The organism is Halarcobacter ebronensis (genome assembly GCF_013201825.1).
GTDB lineage: Bacteria > Campylobacterota > Campylobacteria > Campylobacterales > Arcobacteraceae > Halarcobacter > Halarcobacter ebronensis.
On record NZ_CP053836.1, the window covers coordinates 1,516,253 to 1,535,039 of the forward strand.

The following is an 18,787-nucleotide window of genomic DNA, read 5'->3' on the forward strand; positions in this document are numbered from 1 at the left end:
AATTATTTAATTTTTGATTAAATTAACAAAAATATAAAAAAAATATAAAGATTCATAATTTGAATAGATTATAATAGAAAAATTGTGAAAAAAAATAGATTTAGGTCAATATTTTTATGTGACACTTTTGTGTCACATAAAAGCTTATTAGTTTATAGAGTCAAGAAGTTCGTTTTTTAGTTCTTCTTTGTTAATTTTATTTCTGTCACTTGGAACTAGAGGAAGTGATTTTTTATATACGATTCTTGATGGGATCATATATGAAGCTAAATGTTTTTTAAGTTCAAAAGTTATCTCTTTTGGTGGAATTTCACTTCTTGAGCTATAAACCATTACAATCTCTTCTTCAATCTCTGCATTTGGAATAGAAAAGATTGCACATTGATCAACTGTTGGTAACGATTTTTTTACAACTGATTCTATCTCATAAGGACTTACTCTAAATCCTCTTGTTTTTATCATATCATCTCGTCTTGATACAAAATAGAAATAACCCTCTTCATCTTTATATACATAATCACCCGTTGCAACAACAATCTCATCCCTTAGTTGTCCCTCAATATTAATTACATCTTTTAGAATTTGAATTGATTTATATCTTTGTGCTGTCTCAATTGGAGCATTCCAAAAACCTTTGTAGATATATCCACCTCTGTGAATTAGTTCTCCAACTTCTCTTGGTTTACACTCTTTCCCTTCTTGATTTATTACATATAGTTCCACATCTGGAATAGCTTTACCAATAGACTCTGGTCTTATATTTATTTGACTTGGGTCTAAATATGTTGATCTAAAAGCTTCAGTTAAACCATGCATTGAATAGAAATTTACATTTGGAAAATATTTTTGAACATTTTTTACCATTTTAGGTGTTACATTTCCCCCTGAAGAGGTAATTGTTTTTACATTTGCAAGAAGTTCTGCACTTGGAAGTTTATGTTCTGCTTCATCAAACATTGATGTTATAGTTACTGGCATTAATGCAATTACAGTTACATTGTCATTTATTAGATGATTAAAAAAATCTCCAGCAAGAATAAATCTATGAAGAGCTAAAGTTGCTCTTTTATATAAAGAACAAAAAATTTGATTTAATCCATAATCAAGATTAAAGATAAGTACTCCTGAAAGAACATCACTCTCTTCAAGGTTTAGATATTGTGATACAACCCTTGCGCTATCAATTAGATTTCTATGTGAAATAACAATACCTTTTGGTTTTCCTGTTAATCCAAATGAGTATGTAATTACTGCATTATCATGTCCGTTTACCTGGCAAGAGTAAGGTTTGTTATAATATTTAAAAATCTCTTCAAAAGAGGGAATATCTTTATGTGTTGTTTCATAAGAGATAATATGACCATCAAAGCTAATCTCTTCAATTGATTCAAGTTTTAATCTATCAGTGATAATACATCTTATATTACAATCTTCTATAATATATTCAACTTGTTCTGCTTTAAGAAGTCTTGTTAGTGGAACAAGAACATAATCTGTTGAAAGAATAGCTAAAATTGCAATTACTTGGTCAATTCCTTTTTTAGAGTAGATTCCAATTCTACTCCCTTTTGGCAAATCTAACTCTTTTAAATAATAGGCTACTTGGTTTACTTTTTTAAGTAGGTCGCCATATGTAATAGTTTTATCATCATGTTTTATTGCAATTTTATCTGCATGGGTAACATTTGCTTCTTCAATTAGTGTTCTAATACAGTTAATAGACATAATATATCCTTTATTTATTCATTCCCAAAGTCCAAATGTCATAGTTTAAATCCATAACAACACTCGGATTGTGTTTAGAGTTTAGTATTTTTTTATAGAAGAATGAAACAATTGCCTCTATCTCCTCTTTTTTTAGTACTTTTGTAATACCACCAGTTAATACAATAGAGTTTAAAGCTAATAGTTTTAGATTTATATAGGCTTTTCTAAAATGAGAAACTTTACAAAGTACAAGAAAAATTGCAAGTTGCATTAAAATTCTTGTAGCCTTTTCGTTTTTCTCTTCAAAAATATGTTCAGTTACTTTTAAATATGCTAAAAGTTCATATACAAACTCATTGTTTTTTGCTGTAAAAATCAAAGATTCCCTTGATTTAAAAACACCAAGTTTTTTAAATACAAGTCTGTCATACTCATTTTCGGTTACAATATTTTCATCAACTAAATCTTTTGAGTAGTGAATATCAGTAGTTGCTCCACCAATATCTATCAAAATATATGGGTTTGCAACAGCAAATTTAGTTCCAACCATAGGAAGTGTTTTATTTACAATATATGGAGTAGAGTAGATTTGATTATCTGTAATCTCATAAAGATGTTTAATATCCTCTTTACCCATAATATCTGCTTGATAAAGATTAGTTAAATACTCTTTTAAATCCTCTTCATTTACATGAAGTCTATCATCAATAATATTTGGTAAAACAACTAGGTTTTCAATATTCTTTTTCAAATAATCAGAACTATTTTGGCTTCCCACATAAACAATATTTGAATATTTTATCTTTTTTAGATATTCAAATAGTTTTTCATCAAAAATATTTTCTACACTATTTATTCCACCAACAACTATAATTACATCTATTAAATCACTAGGAATAGAGCTATTTTCTATATCTTTATATAAAACAGTATCAATAATATTAATTCCTGAGTTAAAAGCTATATTTGTTGCATATTTTATTGAAAAAGAGTTTGTAAGCCCAATTATTAATGTGCTTAGTCCACCATTTGCAGATGAGCAAATAAAAATATCCTCTTTTTTATAGTTATGAATTGTATCTCCACACTTATAAGTTAAGTCATCAAAAATATCTTTATTAAAATCTCTAAAGTGTTGTTCAACACCATGGGCACTACAAACTTTAAAGTATGTACTTCCCACATCAATTAATAGTTTTTCATTTATTTCGCTCATTGCATAATTCCTATATCATGAATAATATCATTTACAATAGATGTAGTATCTTTTGTTAAATCGCATTTTGATTTTTCATATTCAAAACATCTATCAGGAATTGGAACTTTTCCTCTGTCTATTATTCTAATATTTTTATTTCTATCTCTAATTGTTATCATATTGTTATGATTTATAATGTGTGGAGAGAAAGGTACATCAATAATTCCACTTTTGATTGAGTTAAATGCTTTTCTCCATAAAGTATCTGCACTGTCGTTAAATACTGCTTCCATAATTGCCATAACTTCAGCTGTTAATATCTCTTCCTCTTCTTTATCTGTAAAAGATGGAAGTCCATTTAGAATTCTTAAAAGATATTGTGTATTTGCAACAGTTTCTGCATTTGCCTCTTTTGTTGGAATACCAGAAGCCTCTTGTTTTGTTTTTGTAATTATTTTATCAGCTCCAACCATAGAAGCTACAACTGTACTCATACTAATTAGTTGTGTTGCATAGTTTTGATCTTCAGGAAAAGCTCCCATCCATTGGTGATAAACCAAATGAATATCAGCATCCCCACAACCAATCTCATTTGCATAGTATTTTGCTAATCTTTTTATTACATTTCCTGTAACAATATCTTGCATTACTGAACCACTTTGTGAGAATGATACGGAGAAAGATTTTACTCCCTCTTCAAGAGATAATAACATCTCAATTATTTGAATAACAATTGTTATACAAGGAGGAACAAGTGTTGCTGTTAGTGGACCAAATGATTCTCTATTTATAGGTTCATTAAGTTTTGAGTAGTTTGCACAGATTTTTTCAACATATTTCCAATATAAAAATGCTTTATCTAATGGAAAGTTTTTAGAGTAGGGTAGAAGGTATGTTATTGGACCACCTTCTATTTCAAAAATCCCAGAAGCAATTGCAGTTTCAATTAGAAGTCTTGCATCAGGAGTTCCATGTCTTAGTGAAATTGGTTTATTAAAATGTGTCATCATTTTTCTTGAAGTTCTATATCCATGATTTATTAATGGATAACCATTTAACATATCAACTTCACTCTCTTCAGACAATCTTAGCATCTTTTGAGATGTTGCATAATCATTTAATCTTGTATTTGAATCAATTGTACAAGGGAGTACATCAACATTTGCATCAACAAAATACTCATAAAGTGCAAACATTTTATTATATGTAGGAAACCCACCTCTTGGTTGTACAAGCATTTTATTTTTGGTTTTAAAGTTGTATGAGATAAAAAGATCTTTTGAAGCATTTTTTACAAACTCTTCCACTTCAGCAAAATCAAAATTATCTACAAACTCGTTGCTTAATATTATATTTCTCTCTTCTTGAAGTAAACTCATCTTTTTCTCTCTTCTAAAAACTTCTCTAATTCGTCAAGACCTGTATTTAAGTCAACTTGATGAAAAACTAAATCAAAACCATAGTTTTTAAATCTAGGAACAATATCTTTTGCATTTCCTGTACCTACAACTAAGTTTCCACCAATCATAAATACAACATTATCAAGCATTGATCCATATTTTGCTTTTAAAAGTTTTACTTCTCTACACCAACCCTCTGCTTCACCATTTAGTGATGAAATTAGCAGTATATCAGCATCTGTTTCTATTACTGCATCAATAAACTCTTCAAGATATGTATTAACTCCAAGATTAAATACTTGAAAACCTCTTGCTTGCAGTGAAAGTTCAATTAATCTATTTGCAACAACATGTATGTCATTACCAACTACTCCCGTAATTACTTTCATCATTTGTATTACCTATTATGTTCATTTAAAAGGGTATTAGGATATCTAAACTAATGTTATAAACTGTTTAGATAAATAATAAATTTACTTTTTAACTCTTATTTTAAAACAGACACCATTTGGGATATTTTTAGCTGTAATATTACCTTCACAATGCTTTTCTAAAATAGTCTTACACATATATAAACCAATACCTGTTCCATTTTTATTCTCTTTTGTAGAGAAATAAGGGTCAAAAATTTTATCAATAATCTTTTCTGGAACTCCTCCTGCATTGTCACAAACTTCAATTATTTGGTAATCTTTTGTATCTTTGTAGTTTATTGTTACAGTTGGCTTTTCATTATGTTTTTGTTCTGCAAAGGCATCTTTAGAGTTATTAAATATATTTAAAATCACTTGGATTAATTCATTTCTAAACAAATAAAGCTTTTTCATCTCTTTTTTATTGTTTACAATTTTTATGTTACTATTTTTAAAGGCTTTTTCTACCATTTTTAAACTATCTTCAATAACACTATCTAAGCTAATATACTCTTTCTCTTTTTTTGTTTTAAAAAAGTTTCTAAAATCATCAATAGTAGTTGACATGTAGTTTAAATATTTATCAATATCTGATAGTTTTTGAATAAAGGTCTCTTTTTCATATTTATCTAAATTTGCTCTAAACTTTAGATTTGAAACAGCTGCTGCAATAGAAGTTAGGGGTTGTCTCCATTGATGGGCAATCATTGAAATCATCTCTCCCATCGCTGCCATTCTTGATTGCTCTAAAAGTAACATCTCTTTTTTCTTTAATTCTGTTAAGTTTTGTATAAAAACCATCTTATATTTTCTATCATCCATTATAAAATCTGTAATTTTTATTATTGCTGGAATCATATTAATATTTTTAGATATTAAAGTGATCTCTTCATAAGTTTCATTGTTATACTCAAGATACTTTTTTTTTACATTTGGAATTAAAATACCAGTTGCAAGTTTTCCTATTAGCTCATTTTTTGAGTCATAATTTAAAATATTTAACATAGTATTGTTTATATCTTTTATAAAACCATTTTCAATTATTAGAATGCCTTCTATTGTATTATTAAAAAGTGAATCAGAAAAATTGTTTTTCATAGTAAAACCTACAAATAAAATATCTTTATAGTATAATTTATTAATTCTTTTTTGGAGCTAAAATGATTGATTATGTGATGTTAGAAGAGTATGCAAAAGGATTAAGTGTACTTTTTGTTGAAGATGATGAAAATATTATAAAAGAGACAAGTGAACTTTTAGAGTTAATTTTTTCAAATGTAGAGATTGCAAGAGATGGAAAAGAAGGAATTGATAAGTTTTTAAATTTCAAAAAAGAGAATGATAAATTTTTTGATTTGGTTATTACAGATATTAAAATGCCAAATATGGATGGTATTGAGCTTACTAAACTTATATACAAAGAGAATAAAGAACAACTATTAATAGTATTATCAGCACACAGTGAAACAAAATATTTAGTAGAGTTGATAAATATCGGAATTTCACATTTTATTACAAAACCAATAAATTATGATAGTTTTGTAAATACTATATATATTAAGATAAAAGAGTATAATGAAAACAATAAAGATATAAAGAGTATCTCTCCAATTGTAATAATTGATGAAGAACTAAAGTGGGATAAGAGTTTAAAAGAGTTATATAAGAATAATCAACAAATAAAATTAACAAGAAAAGAGGTACTTCTTCTTGATATTCTTCTTAAATTTAGAGAAAAAACACATACTGTTGAAGAGATATTAAACTTTATTTGGGCGGATGATATAAATAATTTTCCAGATATTTCAAATCTAAAAAATATCATCTCAAGACTTAGAAAAAAGATACCAACATTAGATATTGAAAATGTTTACGGTTTTGGATATAGAATTAATATTAAATAAAAAAATAATACTATTTAAAGCCTATTTTAGATACTTTTACAAATTAATAATTTAATTTTAATACTATTTTGATACTATTACTGAATATACTACTTATATGTTAAGGAGTGTGTTATGAATTTTAAAGACTTTACAATACTTTATGTTGAGGATGAAGGGGTAATTCGTTCAAATGTTGAAAAGTGTTTGAATTATATTTTTGATGTAAAGGTAGCGAAAGATGGGAAAGAGGGCCTTGACATCTTTCACAATAATAAAATTGATTTAATAATTACAGATATCTATATGCCTCAAAAAGATGGTATATCAATGATGCAAGATATTAAAATGGTAAATCCAAATATCCCTTGTATCATAACATCGGCATATGATCCAAAATTAGCAGAAAGGGCTGATTCTTGTGACTTATGTAATTATTTAAGTAAACCTTTTGATATAAGAGAGTTACTTAATAATTGTTTAAAGGCCTTAGATTTATTATAGGAAAAAAGATGAAATATCTAATGTCATTGTTGTTAGTTTTACCACTATTTATGATTGGTTGTTCTGGCAATAAAAGTGTAACAGAGAGTGAATGTAGAGCACAAGGGTTAGTGCTTAAAAAAGAGATGAGATTAAATTTTAGAAGTGGAAAATACGAAGAAAAATATTTTTGTGCTGAGAGATAAGAACAAAGAGTAAACTCTTTATTCTCTTAGATATACTGATTTTTATACTCTACATAATGAGCTGCATGTTTAATCAACTTATCAACATCTTCTTGTGTTAATTCTTTAACTACTTTTGCAGGACTTCCCATTATTAAACTTCTTGGAGGAAATTTTTTACCTGAGGTTACTAATGAATTAGCCCCAACAATTGAGCCCTCAGAGATAACTGCATTATCCAAAATTGTTGCACTCATACCAATTAGACAGTTATCTTCAATAATACAACCATGAAGCATAACTTTATGTCCTATTGTTACGTTATCTCCAATAATTGTTTGAGAATCAACATCTGTGTGAATCATTGAAAGATCTTGTATATTTGTATTTTTTCCAATTTTAATTTTATTTATATCTGAACGGATTACACATTGAAACCATATTGATGAATTTTCACCAAGTTCTACATCACCTATTACATCTGCACTATGTGCAACCCAAGCTGTTGGATTGATTTTTGGATAATTATCTTTAAATTTTATTAGCATATTTACTCCTTAAAAAAGGTATTTTATCTTTTAAAAGTAGCATTAGTGTAGTAAAAATAAGAAATAGGGTCTAAATTTAATATTTAAACCCTATATGAATATTGTTAGTTTCTGCTTTTACCAGCAATAATAAATCTTAGTGCATTAAGTTTAATAAACCCTTCTGCATCTTTTTGGTTATAAACTTCATCCTCTTCAAATGTTGAGTAAGCATCATTATATAAAGATTTAGAAGAGTCTCTTCCCACAACTGTTACATTTCCTTTATATAGTTTAAGTTTAACTGTTCCTTCAACAAACTCTTGAGTTTTGTCAATTGCTGCTTGAAGCATCTCTCTTTCAGGTGAGAACCAATACCCTTGGTAGATAAGTTTTGCATATCTTGGCATTAATTCATCTTTTAAGTGTGCAGCTTCTCTATCTAGGCAGATTGATTCAATTGCTCTATGAGCTTTAAGCATAATTGTTCCACCTGGAGTTTCATAACAACCTCTTGCTTTCATTCCAACATATCTGTTTTCAACAATATCAACTCTTCCAATACCATGTTTGTTTCCATAGTCATTTAATTTTTTTAGAAGAGTAGCTGGAGACATAGCTTCACCATTTACTGCAGTTGGATCACCATTTTTATATTCAATTGTAATATATTCTGCTTCATCTGGTGCTTCTTCAGGAGAGTTTGTCCATAGCCACATTGATTTTTCTGGTTCATTATTTGGATTTTCTAAATGTAATCCTTCATAAGAGATATGAAGTAGATTTGCATCCATTGAATATGGGCTAATTTTTGGATTACCATTTTCATCCACATGTTTTTGTGAAATTTCAATACCATTCTCTTTTGCATAAGCTAAAAGTTTTTCTCTTGAGTTTAAATCCCACTCTCTCCATGGTGCAATTACTTTAATATCTGGTCTTAAAGCTAAACATCCAAGTTCAAATCTAACTTGGTCATTCCCTTTTCCAGTAGCTCCATGAGCAACTGCATCTGCACCCATTTTATTTGCAATTTCAATCTGTTTTTTTGCAATTAAAGGTCTAGCAATTGAAGTACCTAAAAGATATTCCCCTTCATATATTGCATTTGCTCTAAACATAGGGAATACGTAATCTTTTACAAACTCTTCTTTAATATCTAAAATAAAGATATTTTCAGGTTTGATTCCACAAGCAAGGGCTTTTTTTCTAGCAGGTTCTACCTCTTCCCCTTGTCCTAAATCAGCAGTAAATGTAATAACTTCAGCATTATATTCATCTTGAAGCCATTTTAAAATAATTGAAGTATCTAGCCCACCACTATAAGCTAATACAACTTTTTTAACATCTTTTTTACTCATTTATAATTTCCTATTACAATCGATTTTTAGGTAGATATTTTATCTAATCTTAGCTATAATCTTCTTTATGAGAATAGATAAATTTTTAAATGCAGTAAATATTACAAAGAGAAGGGCAGTTGCTGAAGATATGCTTGAACATAAAGTTGTCTTTATAAATAACCAAGCAGTAAAAAAAGCAAAAGAGGTTAAAGTTGGTGATATAATCGAGATTAAATATCTTGAAAAGAGTGATAAATTCAAGGTTCTTCAAATACCTGTGACAAAGTCGACACCAAAATCTAAAATGTCAGAGTATGTAGAGATTATATAAGGGAAAATAGATGTTTAATTTAACAAAGCTAAAATTTGATGATATACTTGAGAATAAATTACCAGAAGAAGAGGTTAGAGAGTATCTAATTGAGTTATATGAAAGAGGTGAAACTGCAGCAGAGATTGCTGGTGCAGCAAGTGCAATGAGAGATCATTGTATACCTCTTCCCCTACATTATGAACTAAAAGAAAAAGCTATAGATATAGTTGGAACAGGTGGAGACAAAAGTTTTAGTTTTAATATATCAAGTACCTCTTCAATTGTTTTAGCAGCATGTGGATGTTATGTGGCAAAACATGGGAATAGAAGTATTACAAGCAAATCTGGAAGTGCAGATGTATTGGAAGCTTTAGGAATAAATTTAAATCTAAGTATCGATAATACTGCAAAAATGTTGGAAGAGGGTGGTTTTTGTTTTATGTTTGCACAAAATCACCATCCTGCAATGAAATATGTTATGCCAATTAGAAAATCAATCCCTCACAGAACAATTTTTAATATTTTAGGTCCATTAACAAACCCTGCTACTGTTTCAAAACAATTGATTGGGGTATTTAGTGATTCATACCTTAATAAAATTACAACTGCACTTACTTTGTTAGATACACAAAGTGCTATGGTTGTTAGTTCTAAAGATGGAATGGATGAAATATCAATTAGTGATATTACTTATGCTACAAGCCTTGTAAATCAAAGAACAAATGACTTTATTATTGATCCCAGAACATATGGATTAAAACTCTATCCTAAAGAGGAAATTTTAGGTGGTGATGCAAATACAAATGCCCAAATTACAAGAGATATATTTGCAAATAAAATTACAGGTGCAAAACTTGATATTATTCTTTTAAATACTGCTGCTGCTTTAGTTGTAGATAGTAAAGTAAAAGATATTGAAGAGGGAATAGAATTAGCTAGAGAGACCATCCAAAGTGGTAAAGCTCTAAAAAAATTAAATCAATTAGTAGAAATCTCTTCTAAATTAAGTTAGGCATTTTTTTGGAAATATTAGCTAAGATAGATGAGATTGACAAGGTTGTTGCTGTTATTAAAGAGTTAATTGCCTCAGAAGATACTATTGTTATTTTAAGAGGTGATTTAGCAAGTGGTAAAACAACTTTTGTAAAGAGTTTTGTAAAAAATTTAGACATAGATGAACTTGTGACATCACCAACATTTTCAATACAATCAATATATGCAAACACTATTTATCATTATGATGTCTATAATAAAACTTTGGAAGAGTTTATCTCTTTAGGTCTGCTTGAAGAGTTTGATAAAAAAGGTGTTCATTTCATAGAGTGGGGTGATGAAAAACTAGAAGAGTTACTAAAATCTTATGGTTTTAAAGTTTTAGTTTTAAAAATTGAAAAAAGAGAAGATAAAAGGTTATATATAATAAATGAGTAAATTAACAGTAGATAATATTAGAAAAAGTATAAAAAAGACTCAAATTTTGTATGGTATCTCTTTAGAAGTAAGTTCTGGAGAGATAGTAGGACTTTTAGGACCAAATGGAGCAGGAAAGACAACTACTTTTTATACAGTATGTGGTCTTGTAAAACCAACAAGTGGTAAAATATTTTTTGATGAAGAAGATATAACAAAATTACCACTTCACAAAAGAGCTTTAAAAGGTATTGGATATTTGCCTCAAGAGTCATCAATCTTTAAAGATTTGTCTGTTGAAGACAACTTAATGTTAGCTGCACAAATTGTTACAAAAAATAAAAAAGAGCAACATAAAAGAGTAGAAGATTTGCTGGAAGTTTTTAATATTGAACCTATTAGACAAAGAAAAGGTGTATCTCTTTCGGGTGGAGAGAGAAGAAGAACAGAGATAGCAAGAGCACTTGTATCAAAGCCAAAATTCTTATTACTTGATGAACCTTTTGCCGGTGTTGACCCAATTGCAGTAAAAGATATTCAAGAGATTATTGCTGAAGTTGCAAAAATAGGAATAGGGGTTTTAATTACAGACCATAATGTTAGAGAAACTCTTCAAATCTGTGATAGGGCATATGTTATGAAAAATGGCTCTTTATTAGCTTCTGGTAACGCAGATGAAATAAGAAGTGATGGAAGTGTAAGGGAACACTATTTAGGAGAGAGTTTTAGTTTCTAATTAGAAACTATCTTACTCTCACTACTATTTTTAGCCGTTTTTAAAGCCTCTTCAACTCTTTTTATAATTGAATCCTCTTTATCATTTTCAAGCAGTTTTGTTACTCCAAAACTAGCACTAATTTTTTTAGAAAAATCTTTTATTTCACAATCATCAAAACAACTTTTGATTTTTTGAACAACGTGTAATGCTCCTTCTATATTTGTTTGAGGAAGAAGGATAAAAATCTCACTTTGTGTCCATCTTGCAACAATATCATGTTCTCTAACACTATTTATTACAATATCTGCAACTTCTTTTAATACATCATTTGTGATTGTTTCTTTATACTCTTTAAGATATAAATCAAAATTATCAATTTCAAAAAGTATAATAGAGAGTTCATTTTCATATCTTTTGTCTCTTTTTAACTCTTTATGAAAAATCTCATTTAGCTTTTGTCTATTAAATAATCCTGTTAATTGGTCATGTGAGGCTTGATATTCAAGAAGATTTGCTTTCTCCTTTAAAGTTGTAATATCTGTAAGACATACAACAAAATGTTCTCCTTTATTCTCATAATCATCAATAGTTACTGTAAAGATTCTATCTTCACCTTTACTATTTTCCATCTTTACAACTCTATCAGATTCGCTTAGTTTTTTTATTTGTAAAATCCAGTGGCTATCAGAGTCTACTGCTGTTTTGTTAAAAAATCTTTTATCTTCTTTAAACTGACTAACAACTGTTCCTTTTTTTTCTAAAAACTCTTTATAGCTATCTACATTAAAAAAGTCTAGGAATTTTTTATTTACATGTACAATCTGAGATAAATCTGTAAGAAAAACAATATTATCTTGAGCATCTAAAATCTGCTTTGTTTGTGTAATAGCCTCTTCAACTCTATTTTCTAAATCTTTTGTCACTTTGATTAATTTATTTTTTAAAAAAATTGGTTCAACAGCTTTAACCATACTCTCAAGTAAGTGATATAAATCAATGGGTTTTAGTGCATAAGAACTTACTCCCACATCAATTGCTTGTTTTAAGAATGTTGGATCACTATGTGCACTTGTAATTACTATAGGTATCTCTAAGTCAGTTTTTCTAACTTGGGCACACATCTCTAATCCACCCATTTTTGGCATATTTATATCTGTAACTATTAGATTAATATCTGGATTTTCTTCTAATTTTTTAAGTGCTTCAAGCCCATTTTCAGCAACGATTAATTTATTAACTATTGTTGAGATTGTTTTGCTTGTGAATTCTCTCACTTCAACTTCATCCTCAACATATAGAATATTTATACTCTTTAATATCTCTTTATTCATGACTAATAAAATAACCTTTTCTTATTGTTAGGCTGATTATATCATAAAAAAAGTAGATTAATTATTTATTTTAAAAAAATTTTCAAAGCATTTTTTAAATCAACTTCAGTATCTATACCGAAAGATTTTGAATCAACTTTTACCATTGCAATATTATATCCATTGTCAAGTGCTCTTAATTGTTCTAGTTTTTCAATATTTTCAAGTTTTGACAAAGATAGTTGACAAAATTTATTTAAGCTCTTTTTGGTAAAACCATAAATTCCCAAATGACCTAAATATGAAGCACTTTTAAAGTGATCTCTATGATAAGGGATTTTTGCTCTTGAAAAGTATATTGCATTTGAGTTTTCATCTATTACAACTTTAACAAGATTGGGATCATCCGCATGTTCAGAACTAATCTCTTTGTAACAGCTAACAATCATAACATCTTCATTGTTTTCTTTTACTTGTTTAACCCTGTTTATTACCGCTTGAACTACTTCTTCTTCAATAAAAGGTTCATCAGCTTGAACATTTACTATCACTTCATCTTCACTTAGTCCTAATAGATTTACAGCTTCATTTATTCTATCTGTACCACTTTGATGCTTACTTGAAGTTATAATTGCATCAAAGCCATAACTTTTTACAATATCCACTACCTCTTGTGAATCAGTTGCTATTACAACTCTGTCTAGTTTACTAACTTGCTTTGCAGTTCTTACAACCATTGGTAAACCCATAATATCAACTAATATTTTATTTTCAAATCTACTAGAATTTAATCTTGCAGGTATAATTATCATCTATTTATCTCCTCTTCAATTGGTATTGATAACTTAATTGTTGCGCCAAATTCGCTATTTGATGCAGTTATAACACCACCTAATTTTATATTTGTAATCAATTTACTTGTATACAATCCTAATCCAACACCATGTTTTTTCTCTTTTGTAGAAAAATATGGTTCAAATATTTTGTGTAAAATTTCATCTTTAATCCCACCACCATTATCACTAATCTCTATAATCAAACTATTATCTAAGTGGTACTGTTTTATTTCTATAAGAGCATTTGCAATTTTATTTCTTATTATCTGCTCTTTTGCATTTGTTAAGATATTTACTAATACAACAACAAGATATTTTTCTAATATAAAAAAGCTAAAATTATCTTCATATATCTTCTCAATTTTTAACTCTTCTTTACTATTTGTTTTGAAAATATCTATTGCTTTATCTATTAAAGCTTTTGGTGTTGTTAAACTTTTTTTAGTATCTGGTTTTAAGTAACTTTGAAAACTTTCAATTGTTTTAGAGAGTTCATTTGCTTCATTTTTTATTCTATCTAAAACCTCAATTGTTTTATCTGTATCAGGAGTAACACCCATACTATATTCAAACTCTAATTTTTGGGCTTGAAGAGATATTATATTTAAAGGTTGTCTCCATTCATGGGATAATTTTTGCAAGGTTTCTGTCATAATTGAGAGTTTTGATTGTTGAATTAGAAGTTGATCTTTTTGTTTAATTTGATTTTTTGCTTCTTCTATTTGTTTTTGTAATAGTGAGGATTCATCATTGAGATTTATCTCTTTTGTAGCATCAAATACCAATGAAGTATATCCTATTACATCACCATATTTATTATACATTGGTTTGATTTTTATATTAAACCACAATGATGTTCCATCATTTTTTACTGCTTTTAATAAACCACTCCACTCTTGCAGAGTTTCAAGGGTTTTATTAATATTTTCAAATATAAGTTCATCCGTATCTTTGTGCACAATTTGTTTTAGTGGTTTTCCCACAATATCACTTTTTTTATACTCTGTAAGTTTTAAAAAAGCTGTACTTATTTTAGTAATATGCAGATGTAAATCAAAATGCATAGACAAAACATAGTCATCTAAAATTTCATCAGTAGAAATTTGACTAGTAATATCTTTAATATTTATTACAAAAAGTGGTTTATTTAACATAGAAGAGATTGTTGTTTTTAGATATACATTAACATTATCTTTTCTTATACAAACAATATCTATTTCGGCTTTATATTTTTTATCTTTTCCATCAACTTCTAAAAGCTTTGAAAATTGAGTTTTATATCTATCTTGCATAAAAAGAGTAAACTCTTTATTTAGTAGTTCATTTTTAGAAAATCCAAGTATTGGCATAAAGGCATTATTGACATAAATCAGCCTTGTTTTTTTGTCAATTATTCCTATACCATCCCAAGAGTTATTGATTATCTCTTGTAGCTCTTGATTATTTTTTTTTAATATCTCTATCTCTTCTAAAGACAATCTAAAACCTTCTTTTTAAGTCTTATTATTATATTATAAAATCTTTAAATAAGCGTATGAAAGAAGAGATTAATGAAAAAAACTATAACTATAATTGATACATTTGGGTTTTTATTTAGAAGCTATTTTGCATTACCTCCTTTAAAATCGAAAGATGGATTTCCAACAGGCTTATTAACTGGTTTTATGAATTTTATTTCAAATATTGGAAAAGATTTTCAAACAGATTATTTAGTATTTGCCCTTGATGCAAAGGGAGATACTTTTAGAAATGAGATTTATAACCAATATAAGGCACACAGACCTGATGTTCCTGAAGATTTGTTAAAACAACTTCCTATTGCAATTGAGTGGATAGAAAAAATGGGATTTAAAACTGCAATGCAAAGTGGTTTTGAGGCCGATGATATTATTGCTTCAATTGTTCATGATGCAAAAATAAAAGATTTGGAAGTAAGAATTGTTTCCCATGACAAGGATTTATATCAGTTAATTGATGATGACAGAGTATATCTGTTTGATCCAATCAAAAAAAGCGTAATAAATGAAGATAAATGCTTTGAAAAGTATGGTGTTAGACCTAAGCAATTTATTGATTACCAATCTTTATTAGGAGATAGTGCAGATAATGTTCCAGGAGTAAAAGGTGTTGGAGCAAAAACAGCAGAGGCTTTAATTAAAGAGTATGGCTCATTAGATGCAATTTATGAGAATATTGAGAGTATTGAAAAAGCAAGATGGAAAACCCTTCTTGAAGAGGGTAAAGAGATGGCATATATCTCAAAACAACTTGTAACTTTACATACTGAATGTCACAATATTGAAGAGATTGATAACTATACCTTACCAATAGAAAACCCTATCCTTAAAATCGCAGATATCCTTCAGGAGTATGATTTAAGTAGAGTTCTTGATAGAGTAAATAAAGAGGGACTAAATTATAAAACAAAAATTCCTGAAAAAACTGTAAAAGAGGATGAAAAAATCGAATATATCACTTTAGATGAAGAGAGGAAACTCTTTAATGTAATTGATAATATTCCAAATGATACAATAGTTTCTTTTGATACTGAAACAACAGATTTAGATACAAAAAACGCAACATTGGTTGGTTTTTCTTTCTGTTTTGAAAAAAATAGAGCTTACTATATTCCAATAAATCATAACTATTTAGGAGTTACAAAACAAGTAGATATAGATGTAGCTAAAAAAGCAATAGAGAAATTAAATGATAAAAAACTTGTATTGCAAAATTTTAAATATGATTATGCCGTTATAAAAAATCAATTGGAAATTGAGCTGAAACTTTATGCTGATACAATGATACTTGCTTGGCTTTTAAATAGCAGTGAAAAGATTGGTCTTGATGCTTTAGCTGAGAAATTTTTTGATCATGAAATGATTGCTTTTAAAGATGTGGTTAAAAAAGGAGAAGATTTCTCAAATGTAGATATTATTGAAGCAACAAAATATGCTGCTGAAGATGCTCTTTACACTTATAAACTATATTTTAAACTATTAGAAGAGTTTGATAAAATTGATGCAAAAAAGTTAGTTGATATTGCTTTTAAATATGAGTTTGATTTTATATATGTATTGGAATATATGGAAAATAACGGAATAAAAGTTGACACTAATAAATTTAAACTTCTAAAAGAGTCAAATGGTAAATTTATTCAAAATTTAACCTCTAAAATATATGAGAGTGCTGGAAGTGAGTTTAATATTAATTCACCTAAACAATTAGGCGAAATTCTTTTTGATCTATTAAAACTTCCACCATCTAAAAAGAGTAAAAGTGGTTATAGTACAAATGAAGTTGTTCTTCAAAAGTTAAAAGAGGAGCATAGTATTATTCCTCTTTTATTGGAGTATAGAGAGGCATCAAAACTACAATCGACTTATATAAAACCTCTTCTAGAACTTGGATTAAAAAACAAAGAGAATAGAGTTTATACATCTTTTTTACAAACAGGAACTGCAACGGGAAGATTAAGTTCAAAAAATCCAAATCTTCAAAATATTCCAGTTAGAAGTGATGCAGGTGGTGAGATTAGAAGTGCTTTTATTCCAAAAGATGGATATAAGTTAGTTGGAATTGACTACTCACAAATAGAGTTAAGACTTTTGGCACATTTTTCTCAAGATGAAGCATTAGTTGAAGCTTTTAGACAAGATAAAGATATTCATAGGCAAACAGCAGTTAAGATTTTTGGTGAAGAACTAGCTGATTCAAAAAGAGCAATTGCAAAATCAATTAACTTTGGACTTTTATATGGAATGGGTAGCAGAAAACTTGGTGATACTTTAGGGATTCCTGCAAAAGAGGCAAAAGTTTATATTGATGCATATTTTGAAAACTTCGTAAGTGTAAAAGAGTATTTGAAATCTATTGAAAATAGGGCAATGACTGATGGTTATGTAGAAACTCTATTGGGAAGAAGAAGAGTTTTTGATTTTGATTCTGCTAATGAAATGATGAAAGCTGCTTTTTTAAGAGAATCTGTAAATACACTTTTTCAAGGAAGTGCAGCAGATTTAATTAAATTATCAATGTTAGAAATTTACAAAAAATACAAAAATGATGCTGATGTCAAGATGCTTTTACAGATTCACGATGAACTAATTTTTGAAGTAAAAGAAGAAAATGTTGATAAAATAACAAAAAATATTGTAGAGATAATGGAAAATATATATAAGTTAATTATACCTTTAAAAGTTTCTAAAAGTATTGGTAACTCTTGGCAGGAGTTAAAGTAAAAATGATTTTATGTACTTTTTATTTATTTTTTAATAATTTTCTTTTGACATTTCCCTACAATTTTGATAGAATAAAAAACTAAAATATATTTACAAAAGAGTCTATTATGATTAAAACATTAAAAAATATCAGAAAACTATACAATGCTAAGCTACTTTTTGTTAGCAATGATGATAGTTTGAGAACGACAATAGAAAAAGAGTTTGATGAGTACTTTAAAGAACTCTCTTTAGTAAAGAGTGTTAGTCAAGCTATAGACAAAGTTGAAGAAAATAACTTTGATATGATTATAATTGATACGGATGTTGATGCAATTAATTTTGATGAAGCTTGTACAAGTTTGACAAATGCTGCACCATCTTTACCAAAAATTATTATCTCAAATGATGATAATAATGAAAATATTGTTACAGCAATAAATAATAGTGCATATACATTCTTAACAAAACCATTAAGATCAAAAGACATTAAACTTGCTGTTATTATGTGTCTAAATCAGACAAAAAGAGGGGATAAAATTGAATTCCAAAATGGAATTTATTTTGATGAGTATAGAGATCAATTCTTTAAATCAGGTGGAATATTGATTGATTTTACAAGACTTGAAAAAGGTTTTATGAAATTATTAATTGCTAAAAGAGGGGAGATCATAGATTATGATACAATTAAGAGTGTGGTTTGGAAAGGCAAAAATATGTCAATATATACAATGAGAAATATTGTAAATAAAATCAGACAAAAAACGTATTATGAGATAATAAAAAATCATTCAAACAAAGGTTATGTTATTGATGAACCTAAAAAATAGAGCAATTTTTAATT

The 18,787-nt window shown here is 28.1% G+C and carries 19 protein-coding genes; 9 read left to right on the forward strand and 10 right to left on the reverse strand.

Annotated elements, in window-relative coordinates; all coding sequences use genetic code 11:
* Nucleotides 1-147 precede the first annotated feature (147 nt).
* The 5 genes from AEBR_RS07400 to AEBR_RS07420 form a co-directional block, all read right to left on the reverse strand.
* Nucleotides 148-1,725, reverse strand: coding sequence for an AMP-binding protein (locus AEBR_RS07400; RefSeq protein ID WP_129087747.1), 1,578 nt, complete (start codon nucleotides 1,723-1,725; stop codon nucleotides 148-150).
* A gap of 10 nt (nucleotides 1,726-1,735) precedes the next feature.
* Nucleotides 1,736-2,923 carry a glutamate mutase L gene (locus tag AEBR_RS07405; protein ID WP_129087746.1) on the reverse strand — a complete coding sequence of 396 codons (1,188 nt, stop codon included), beginning with the start codon at nucleotides 2,921-2,923 and terminating at the stop codon, nucleotides 1,736-1,738.
* Nucleotides 2,920-4,284: a methylaspartate mutase gene (locus tag AEBR_RS07410; protein WP_128978401.1), complete on the reverse strand. Its 1,365-nt coding sequence runs from the start codon at nucleotides 4,282-4,284 to the stop codon at nucleotides 2,920-2,922. Before AEBR_RS07410 ends, AEBR_RS07405 begins: the two co-directional genes overlap by 4 nt.
* The gene (glmS, locus tag AEBR_RS07415) at nucleotides 4,281-4,697 is read right to left on the reverse strand and encodes a methylaspartate mutase subunit S (protein ID WP_228720443.1); all 417 of its coding nucleotides are present in this window, start codon (nucleotides 4,695-4,697) and stop codon (nucleotides 4,281-4,283) included. Before glmS ends, AEBR_RS07410 begins: the two co-directional genes overlap by 4 nt.
* Nucleotides 4,698-4,778: 81 nt before the next feature.
* The gene (locus AEBR_RS07420; protein WP_129087745.1) at nucleotides 4,779-5,816 is read right to left on the reverse strand and encodes a sensor histidine kinase; all 1,038 of its coding nucleotides are present in this window, start codon (nucleotides 5,814-5,816) and stop codon (nucleotides 4,779-4,781) included.
* Between the two features lie 62 nt (nucleotides 5,817-5,878).
* Here AEBR_RS07420 and AEBR_RS07425 point away from each other — a divergent pair, with 62 nt between their 5' ends.
* The 3 genes from AEBR_RS07425 to AEBR_RS07435 all read left to right on the forward strand — a co-directional run bounded on the left by AEBR_RS07425 (nucleotide 5,879) and on the right by AEBR_RS07435 (nucleotide 7,290).
* Nucleotides 5,879-6,622, forward strand: a complete 744-nt coding sequence (locus AEBR_RS07425) for a response regulator transcription factor (protein ID WP_129087744.1) — start codon at nucleotides 5,879-5,881, stop codon at nucleotides 6,620-6,622.
* A gap of 114 nt (nucleotides 6,623-6,736) precedes the next feature.
* On the forward strand, nucleotides 6,737-7,105 hold the full coding sequence (locus AEBR_RS07430) for a response regulator (protein ID WP_129087743.1): 369 nt from the start codon (nucleotides 6,737-6,739) through the stop codon (nucleotides 7,103-7,105).
* 8 nt (nucleotides 7,106-7,113) lie between these two features.
* A complete protein-coding gene (locus AEBR_RS07435; protein WP_164969506.1) occupies nucleotides 7,114-7,290 on the forward strand; it encodes a hypothetical protein in 177 nt (58 codons plus the stop codon).
* Between the two features lie 26 nt (nucleotides 7,291-7,316).
* Here the strand turns inward: AEBR_RS07435 and AEBR_RS07440 are convergent, their stop codons facing one another.
* Together AEBR_RS07440 and AEBR_RS07445 are read right to left on the reverse strand one after the other, a co-directional pair.
* On the reverse strand, nucleotides 7,317-7,817 hold the full coding sequence (locus AEBR_RS07440; protein ID WP_128978393.1) for a gamma carbonic anhydrase family protein: 501 nt from the start codon (nucleotides 7,815-7,817) through the stop codon (nucleotides 7,317-7,319).
* A 104-nt stretch (nucleotides 7,818-7,921) separates the two neighbouring features.
* Nucleotides 7,922-9,157, reverse strand: coding sequence for an argininosuccinate synthase (locus tag AEBR_RS07445; protein WP_129087742.1), 1,236 nt, complete (start codon nucleotides 9,155-9,157; stop codon nucleotides 7,922-7,924).
* A 67-nt stretch (nucleotides 9,158-9,224) separates the two neighbouring features.
* Between AEBR_RS07445 and AEBR_RS07450 the strand changes: the two genes are divergently transcribed.
* From AEBR_RS07450 to lptB, 4 genes are read left to right on the forward strand one after another with little or no spacing between them, the layout of a single operon-like run.
* Nucleotides 9,225-9,470, forward strand: a complete 246-nt coding sequence (locus AEBR_RS07450; protein WP_128978389.1) for a S4 domain-containing protein — start codon at nucleotides 9,225-9,227, stop codon at nucleotides 9,468-9,470.
* 10 nt (nucleotides 9,471-9,480) lie between these two features.
* Nucleotides 9,481-10,464, forward strand: a complete 984-nt coding sequence (gene trpD / locus AEBR_RS07455) for an anthranilate phosphoribosyltransferase (protein ID WP_129087741.1) — start codon at nucleotides 9,481-9,483, stop codon at nucleotides 10,462-10,464.
* Between the two features lie 8 nt (nucleotides 10,465-10,472).
* A complete protein-coding gene (tsaE, locus tag AEBR_RS07460; RefSeq protein ID WP_206732678.1) occupies nucleotides 10,473-10,883 on the forward strand; it encodes a tRNA (adenosine(37)-N6)-threonylcarbamoyltransferase complex ATPase subunit type 1 TsaE in 411 nt (136 codons plus the stop codon).
* Nucleotides 10,876-11,598 (forward strand): LPS export ABC transporter ATP-binding protein, encoded by a 723-nt coding sequence (gene lptB / locus AEBR_RS07465; protein ID WP_129087739.1) that lies wholly within the window; start codon nucleotides 10,876-10,878, stop codon nucleotides 11,596-11,598. Before tsaE ends, lptB begins: the two co-directional genes overlap by 8 nt.
* On the opposite strand, the gene AEBR_RS07470 is transcribed toward lptB, so the two are convergent.
* The 3 genes from AEBR_RS07470 to AEBR_RS07480 all read right to left on the reverse strand — a co-directional run bounded on the left by AEBR_RS07470 (nucleotide 11,595) and on the right by AEBR_RS07480 (nucleotide 15,204).
* Nucleotides 11,595-12,911, reverse strand: a complete 1,317-nt coding sequence (locus AEBR_RS07470; protein WP_129087738.1) for a diguanylate cyclase — start codon at nucleotides 12,909-12,911, stop codon at nucleotides 11,595-11,597. The genes lptB and AEBR_RS07470 overlap by 4 nt on opposite strands.
* 65 nt (nucleotides 12,912-12,976) lie before the next feature.
* Nucleotides 12,977-13,702 carry a 3-deoxy-manno-octulosonate cytidylyltransferase gene (gene kdsB, locus AEBR_RS07475; RefSeq protein ID WP_129087737.1) on the reverse strand — a complete coding sequence of 242 codons (726 nt, stop codon included), beginning with the start codon at nucleotides 13,700-13,702 and terminating at the stop codon, nucleotides 12,977-12,979.
* Nucleotides 13,699-15,204, reverse strand: a complete 1,506-nt coding sequence (locus AEBR_RS07480; protein ID WP_129087736.1) for a PAS domain-containing sensor histidine kinase — start codon at nucleotides 15,202-15,204, stop codon at nucleotides 13,699-13,701. The genes kdsB and AEBR_RS07480 overlap by 4 nt, the downstream gene beginning before the upstream one ends.
* Nucleotides 15,205-15,276: 72 nt before the next feature.
* Between AEBR_RS07480 and polA the strand changes: the two genes are divergently transcribed.
* On the forward strand, nucleotides 15,277-17,964 hold the full coding sequence (polA, locus tag AEBR_RS07485) for a DNA polymerase I (protein WP_129087735.1): 2,688 nt from the start codon (nucleotides 15,277-15,279) through the stop codon (nucleotides 17,962-17,964).
* A gap of 107 nt (nucleotides 17,965-18,071) precedes the next feature.
* Nucleotides 18,072-18,773 carry a response regulator transcription factor gene (locus AEBR_RS07490; RefSeq protein ID WP_128978372.1) on the forward strand — a complete coding sequence of 234 codons (702 nt, stop codon included), beginning with the start codon at nucleotides 18,072-18,074 and terminating at the stop codon, nucleotides 18,771-18,773.
* Nucleotides 18,774-18,787: the final 14 nt, after the last annotated feature.